This is a genomic window from Neobacillus fumarioli NBRC 102428 (genome assembly GCF_001591485.1).
Lineage (GTDB): Bacteria > Bacillota > Bacilli > Bacillales > Cytobacillaceae > Neobacillus > Neobacillus fumarioli.
In genome coordinates this window covers 1-7,479 of sequence record NZ_BCUZ01000130.1, presented here as the reverse complement: position 1 = coordinate 7,479, position 7,479 = coordinate 1, and the positions used below count along the sequence as shown (strand labels likewise).

Genomic DNA, 7,479 nt, shown 5'->3' with positions numbered 1-7,479 from the left:
AGGTACTTAAAAAGAGAAATGCCCTTCATCAAGGTGATGAAAGCCAAAAAACCTGGTGTTTGAAAAGAGGAATGCCCTTCATCCCAGTCATGTAGGCCAAAACTTGACCGGATCAATCGAAAAAAAGTCCTTCATCAGGTCAATGAAGACCAAAACTTCCTTTTACTATTCTTATTAAGCAGCTTTTTCCTGATTATTTTATTTCTAAAACCAAATTTCAATTGATAGAAAAAATTCAAAATTTGACATAATTCGCAACTTCTTGTTGAAAATTTGCATCAAAGTGAGAAAATAAATAAGAATATACCTTTTTTATAGTTTTATAGATAGAGAGGATTACGGAGGGGGAAACATATTGAAGAAAAAAAGAGTCACTGCTATTCTCTTGGCAACAATGATGTTTTCATCACCTGCTGCCAGTACTTCAGCGGCTGGTACGAACACTTGGAAATATCAGAATAACCATTGGTATTATGTCACACCAACAGGTAAAAATGTCACAGGATGGGTGCAATATAAGGGGGATTGGTATTTTCTTGCAAGTAACGGGGTCATGCAGACCGGGTGGATCCGAAGCAGCGGCCGCTGGTATTATCTTGATCCAACTAGTGGAGCAATGCAAACCGGCTGGGTGAAAGACGGCAACACTTGGTACTATCTTAACCCGGACGGCGCGATGAAAACGGGCTGGTTATGGTATAAGAACCATTGGTATTATCTTGAAAAGAGCGGGGCAATGGCAACTGGCTGGATTGTCGATCAAGGTAAGAAATATTATTTAAATCCTGATGGGGACATGGTTACAGGGCAAAAATATATTGACGGAAAGCCATATGTATTCACTCCCTCGGGTGCTTTAAGCAGCGAAAAAATCACTGGCTGGTTCCGCGATGGAACCATTGTCATGTATTTTAATCCAAATGGGGTTATACATACGGGCTGGCTGACCGAGGGAAATAAGAAGTACTACTTTGATCAAAATGGTCTGATTCACAAAGGCTGGCTGAATGAAAGCGGAAAGAAATATTTCTTTGCGCAAGATGGGACAATGCAGACCGGCTGGTTAGCAGAAGGCAGTAACCGATACTATCTCGGGAAAGATGGTATGATGCAAACTGGCTGGCTGACTATAGATGGCAGCACTTATTACTTTGGAACTGACGGTGTCAGTGTTAAGGGCTGGCTGAACGTGAATGGCAAGAAATATTACTTTGACCAGGATGGAAAAATGCAGGCCGGCATTCAAAATATTGAAGGACAGGTGTATTATTTTGATCCTAATGGTGTAATGGATGATACCAGCGGATGGCAGTACATTAATAATAAATGGTACTATTTTAGAACAGGTGGTGTCATTTACAAAGGATGGCTGCAGACGAGCGGAAAATGGTACTATCTTGGCCAAGACGGTGCGATGGTAACAGGCTGGCTTCAGGATCAAAATCAGTGGTACTACTTAAATAGTAATGGGGTTATGGCTGTTGGCTGGGTATTCATCGATCAGAAATGGTATTACATGAATACGCATGGCGTGAGACAAACTGGCTGGCTGAGTGACCAAGGGTTTACCTATTATCTGAATGAAGACGGCCATATGCAGATTGGCTGGCTGACGCTTGGTAATAATACGTATTATTTTGATTCGAAAGGCAGAATGGTGACCGGAGAGCAGGTAATTGACGGAAAAACTTATCATTTCTTTGATAACGGTATCTTAAATACAGGGCCGATTATTACGAAAACACAATATAATCTTACATTGCAGCAAATGATTGATTCTCAGATGAATCTTGATCCACCACCGCAAACAGATTTATATAAAGATCGGAAAGCATATGTAAGCAGCCGATATGTTCTTCAAGATGCTAAAGACCCGACAAAAGGGGTTGTCATTGCAGATGTATTAAATGTTCGTGAAGATACGAATTATTCAGCATTTATCTATGGAACATTAACAAAAGGCCAGACTGTAAACATTGTTTCATCAGTAGGTACTTGGTATGAAATTAAATATAGGACTTGGCGTAATGCCAAACCTGCAGATGTCGGTGCATATCTTGATCCAACCCAATTCAGTCCAAATAGTCCCGAATATCTACAATTTATCTTATTAAATAAAAATGCCGGAACATCTGCAGCTGACTTAAATGCAAAAGTTCTTGCCGGAAAAGGAATCCTTGCCGGAAAGGGTGAGGCGTTTATCCAAGCAAGCCTGCAAAATAACGTGAATGAAATCTATCTGATTGCCCATGCGTTGCTGGAGACCGGCAATGGTACATCCAAACTGGCAAATGGAATTCAGGTAGACACAGTGGATGGCAAGAAGCTGGATAAACCGGTAACCGTTTATAATATGTATGGAATCGGTGCCTTTGACAGCTGCCCGGAGAGCTGCGGAGCGCAAATGGCCTATAAAAATGGCTGGTTTACACCGGAAGCTGCCATTATTGGGGGTGCAGCATTTATAGGTCAAAGTTATATAAACAATCCAAAATATCAGCAGAATACCCTTTATAAAATGAGATGGAATCCTGCCAATCCGGGAGTGCATCAATATGCCACAGATATTGGCTGGGCTGTCGACCAAGTATATACGATTAAAAAAATCTATGATTCTTTAAGTTCTTATACTTTATATTATGATATTCCTGTTTATAAATAGTATCGAAGAGGGCAGTGCATTGATATGCACATGCCTTTTTTGTTTTTAACCAAAAAATAAATACTAAAAGTATCCATTTTCTGTTTACAGATCTATAAGACTAAGATACAATGTAAATGCATTCATTTTTTGAATATGTTGGAGGTTTTCCAATGGAACAGCAAGTGTTTCAAATTTTAGAAGCGATTAATCAAAATGCACATTTGAACCAAAAGAAGTTATCTGAGATATGTGGAATTTCAGTTGGAAAGGTGAATTATTTAATACATGATTTAGTCAGTGGCCATTATATTTATAGTGAAAAAAAGGGAAGAAACATCAGCTATTTTCTAACGCAGAAGGGAATGGAACTTTTAGAGAGAGGTATTGAGGAGTTTCATTATAAAAAGGTGAATATTCACCAAGAACCTTTAACGGAAATTAAACAAGCGGTGATTTTGGCGGCTGGTGAGAGAAGTGATTTTGGCAAACCAGCCGGTTTAATGCCAATTGAGGATACAACGTTACTGAAGCGAAATATTGATATTCTTCAAGAAAATGGCATCAACCAGATCGTTATCGTAACCGGTTATCAAAAGGAAACGTTTCAGGAGATGCCGGAATTAAGCCAAGTGCAATTTGTACACAATCCGAAGTATAAATGGACGGGATCGATGGCGTCATTGGCTCTCGCACATGAGCTTATTTCTGAAGATTTCTTGCTGATTGAAGATGATATTTTAATCGAAGAACGGGCAATAAAAGAACTGCTTGACCACCCGCAGCGGGATACCGTTCTGATTGCAGATGAAAGCGGATCGGGCGACGAAGCGTTTGTGGAAATCCGCAACGGCTATTTATTTAAAATTTCCAAAGATATTCATCAGTTTAACCATGTTGATGGAGAAATGATTGGCGTTAGCAAGCTGTCCTATGAAGTGTTTACCAAAATGGTTGAAGAGTATCGGAAGAGCAACAAAAATCCGTACTTGAATTATGAATATATGCTCTTGGACGTAGCCCGTCACTATAATATTGGCTATTTAAAAATGCATAATCTTGTTTGGGGTGAAATTGACAGCCTTAAACACTATGAGACGGTTACAAATAAGATTTATCCAATTTTAAAACGCAAGGAAGCGGAATTCCGTGAAAATCAAATTAAGGGTTATTTCATAGAAGCCCTTGACCTTGAGGAACATGACATTCAGGAGATTCAACCGTTTGGCGGCATGACAAACAAGAACTTCAAAGTGCTTGCGGGAGATAAGGAGTATGTATTGCGTATTCCCGGAAATGGAACCGAACAAATGATTAACCGCAAAGAAGAGAAAGTAAATGCGGCGATTGCCAGCCGTTTGGGGATTGATACAGAGTTAATCTATTTTAATGAAGAAACTGGAGTTAAAATTGCGGAACTAATTCCAAATGCCGAGACATTAAACAGCAAAACAGCCAAACGGCATGATAACATGCTATTAACCACCGCGCTTTTACGAAAATTGCACACCTCGGGTGTCACCATGGCAAATGAATTTAATGTTTTTCAAAAAATTTCCGAGTATGAAGAGCTGATGAAACAGGCAAATGGCCGGCCATATCCTCATTATGACGAGGTCAGGGCCCAAGTGATGGTATTGAGGAACATCTATGAGGGAATGAACATTACCTTAACGCCGTGCCACAATGATTTAGTAGCGGAGAATTTGGTGAAAAGCGGTCCAGACAAAGTGTATTTAATCGATTGGGAATATGCCGGAATGAATGACCCGATGTGGGATGTCGCTGCACATTTGTTGGAATGTGAATTTTCACCGGAAGATGAAGAATTGTTTTTAACCCTTTATCTGCAAACAGAAACCATTCCATTGGAGATTCAGCAGCGGGTTTTAATGAATAAAATTTTCCAAGATTTCCTCTGGAGTATTTGGACAATAGTAAAGGAAGCAAAAGGCGATGATTTCGGCACGTATGGGATGGATCGTTTTAACCGGGCAAGAAGAAATTTAAACCATGACATTATGAAGGAGATGGCATATGAGCACAAAAAATAAAGGCCTTTTCTATGGTTTGTTTTCAGGGTTTACATGGGCGCTTGATACTGTATTAATTGGAGTGATTTTAGCGAAGGGGATCTTTACATCCACTCCAGAGGTTATTTTCCTGGCACCATTGGTCAGTACGTTTTTCCATGATTTGTTATCTAGCTTTTGGATGATGATTTATATGACCATTCGAGGCGAACTGAAAGTGCCGTTCCAGAAACTAAGAACGAGAAGCGGCCGGTTTGTTGTATTAGGAGCATTACTCGGCGGTCCGATTGGGATGACAGGGTATGTACTCGCAGTTAAGTATTTAGGTGCTTCGCTGTCCGCATCATTTTCCGCTGTCTATCCTGCGGTTGGCGCCTTTTTTGCCTTTTTGTTGCTAAAGGATAAGTTATCCGTCAAAAACTGGATTGGTTTATTTATCAGTATTTTATTTATCTTCCTGTTGGGCTATACCGGCGGTGATCGGTCCCAAAGTTTTGTTCTTGGCTTTTCCTTTATTTTATTATGTGTGTTCGGCTGGGGTATGGAATGTGTGATTCTGGCCTATGGGATGAAGGATGATGAGATCACGCCGGAGCAGGCTTTGCAAATCCGCCAATTAGTTTCAGCCGTAACATACGGTGTCTTGATTTTGCCCATTTTCAAAGCCTATCCGCTTGTCGGAACGGTTCTAAGCAGCAGTCTGATTTGGTTAATTGCCCTGATTGCCCTTTCCGGAACAGCTTCGTATGTTTTCTATTACAAAGCAATATATGTGATCGGTCCGACAAGAGCGATGGCCTTAAATATTACGTATTCGGCTTGGGCCATACTGTTAAGCTTTATCATGTTGGGAACACCAATTACCTTTAAACTTGTATTTTTTAGTATAATGATTTTGGCGGGTTCGATTATTACTGTCGCAAACCCGGAAGAGTTAAAATGGTCAAATTTTATGAAACGTAGGAGAGCAGCTTAATGAGAGCAATTTTACTGGCAGCAGGAATGGGAACAAGATTACGTCCGCTGACACTTACAACACCAAAATCCCTTACAGTCGTAAATGGAAAGCCAATGCTTGAGCAGCAAATTGAATTTCTAAGGGGGGTTGGGGTTGAAGAAATTATTGTCGTTACAGGTTACCTTGCTGAAAAATTCGCCTATTTGACTGACAAATATGGGGTTAAACTGGTGCATAATGATCTGTATGATGTGTATAACAATATTTATACCATGTACTTGGTTAGAGACTTTCTCCCTGGATCGTATGTAATTGATGCAGATGTGTACTTACATCACAATTTTCTTTTGCCAAACCCCAAAACGTCGATGTATTTCAGCGCACGCAAGCCGGAATTTAAAGGAGAATGGATGCTCCGCTTTGATGATGATTACAAGGTTTATGATATCGTAATCGGTGACGGGGAGCATGACTATATTTTATGCGGCGTTTCCTATTGGTCTGAGGAAGATGGAAAATATATTGTGAAGAAATTGGAAGAAGCCGTCGCAGGCGGTAACTTTAAAGATCTTTACTGGGATGACATTGTCAAGGAGAACATCCGTGATTTACATGTATATCTTCAGGAAATCCATCCGAATGACAGTTATGAAATCGATTCTTTGGAAGATCTTGAAAAGGTAAGGAAACTTATAGAAATGCAAAAATAAGCCGGACATTTACAGTCCGGTCTTTTTTGTGTGTAAATTCTACCAAATGGTTAAAAAACTATGATACTACTAAAATAGTAGAATAGGGAGGGAAAATAGATGAAAAAGATTGTTATTCAGAGCATTCTAGCAATACTGTTAGTACTCGGTCTTCTAAACATTCCGGCGTATGCAGCCGTATCACAAGGGACCACTATGTTTGTTATTTCAGTTAACCTGCCAGTGTACAGCAGTTTTAACCAACTAGCAAATTACGGTAGTTATACTCCGATCGCAAGTTTGCCTTATAATACACAGGTTAAAGTGTTAAATGAGATGGATTATGGAGCAGAGATTGAAACGACAGATGGGAAAATAAGGGGCTGGATCCAGAAAGCCTATTTAAGTAGTGATTGTAAGAATCAAACATGGTTAGTCAAGCAGTGGAGGAATTTACGTGAAGATCACACAACGTCCTCCCCTAAAAATGGCATAGTTCCGGATGGAGCAAAAGTTTACGTTCTTGATTACGACAAAGCTAGTAAATTTTATAAAATCGAAACAACAGATGGGCAGATAGGTTGGGTGAAAGGTACATATCAAAAGGATGATGGATATGACTACGGCGGAGGATCCAATATCATTCCCTATGATTTTGGCAAAGCGGGAGCCGTGACAAACACGCTGTCCGTCTTTACTCCTTTAAATACAATTGCCAATATAAGTGCCGATCAAATTAACAAATTTATTGATTATAAAACAAATGGGGCCAAAACAATGATGAGCGGAATGGGGACAGCTTATATAGAGGCCCAGAAACAAAGCGGTTTAAATGCGGTATATTTATTGGCACACTCAGGGCTGGAATCAAAGTGGGGAATGTCTGCCATTGTGAATAATAAGTATAATTTCTACGGAATTAATGCCAAAGATGACACGCCAATGGATGCATTTGATTTCTCGAATCAAACGAACGGAATCATCAGTGGAGCCAAATATATTAGTGAGAATTATGTAAACAGGGATAAGTCAACAGGGCTAAATTATCCTTTTGCCCAACCAACACTTGATAACATGCGATTTAATGACGGCATTCACCAATATTCTACTGATGAAGCATGGGCCAGCAAGATTGCTAGCCTTGTCAAGGAATTTAAG

Annotated in this window: 5 protein-coding genes; all 5 read left to right on the top strand. The window is 39.9% G+C overall.

Annotation, left to right across the window (positions count from 1 at the left end; all coding sequences use genetic code 11):
* Window positions 1-355: 355 nt before the first annotated feature.
* Window positions 356-2,662, top strand: a complete 2,307-nt coding sequence (locus BFU02S_RS13680) for a glucosaminidase domain-containing protein (protein WP_066371704.1) — start codon at window positions 356-358, stop codon at window positions 2,660-2,662.
* A gap of 152 nt (window positions 2,663-2,814) precedes the next feature.
* Entirely contained in the window at window positions 2,815-4,695 is a 1,881-nt protein-coding gene (locus BFU02S_RS13675; RefSeq protein WP_066371701.1) for an NTP transferase domain-containing protein, read from the top strand.
* The gene (locus BFU02S_RS13670) at window positions 4,679-5,650 is read left to right on the top strand and encodes a DMT family transporter (protein WP_066371699.1); all 972 of its coding nucleotides are present in this window, start codon (window positions 4,679-4,681) and stop codon (window positions 5,648-5,650) included. The genes BFU02S_RS13675 and BFU02S_RS13670 overlap by 17 nt, the downstream gene beginning before the upstream one ends.
* Window positions 5,650-6,342 (top strand): NTP transferase domain-containing protein, encoded by a 693-nt coding sequence (locus BFU02S_RS13665; protein WP_066371696.1) that lies wholly within the window; start codon window positions 5,650-5,652, stop codon window positions 6,340-6,342. The genes BFU02S_RS13670 and BFU02S_RS13665 overlap by 1 nt, the downstream gene beginning before the upstream one ends.
* Window positions 6,343-6,441: 99 nt before the next feature.
* On the top strand, window positions 6,442-7,479 hold a 1,038-nt coding region (locus tag BFU02S_RS13660), incomplete at its 3' end, for an SH3 domain-containing protein (protein WP_157075945.1).

Bases quoted from the DNA above. Each gene is read 5' to 3' on its own strand.
- BFU02S_RS13670 (WP_066371699.1), top strand. From the start codon at position 4,679: ATGAGCACAAAAAATAAAGGCCTTTTCTATGGTTTGTTTTCAGGGTTT.
- BFU02S_RS13665 (WP_066371696.1), top strand. From the start codon at position 5,650: ATGAGAGCAATTTTACTGGCAGCAGGAATGGGAACAAGATTACGTCCG.
- BFU02S_RS13675 (WP_066371701.1), top strand. From the start codon at position 2,815: ATGGAACAGCAAGTGTTTCAAATTTTAGAAGCGATTAATCAAAATGCA.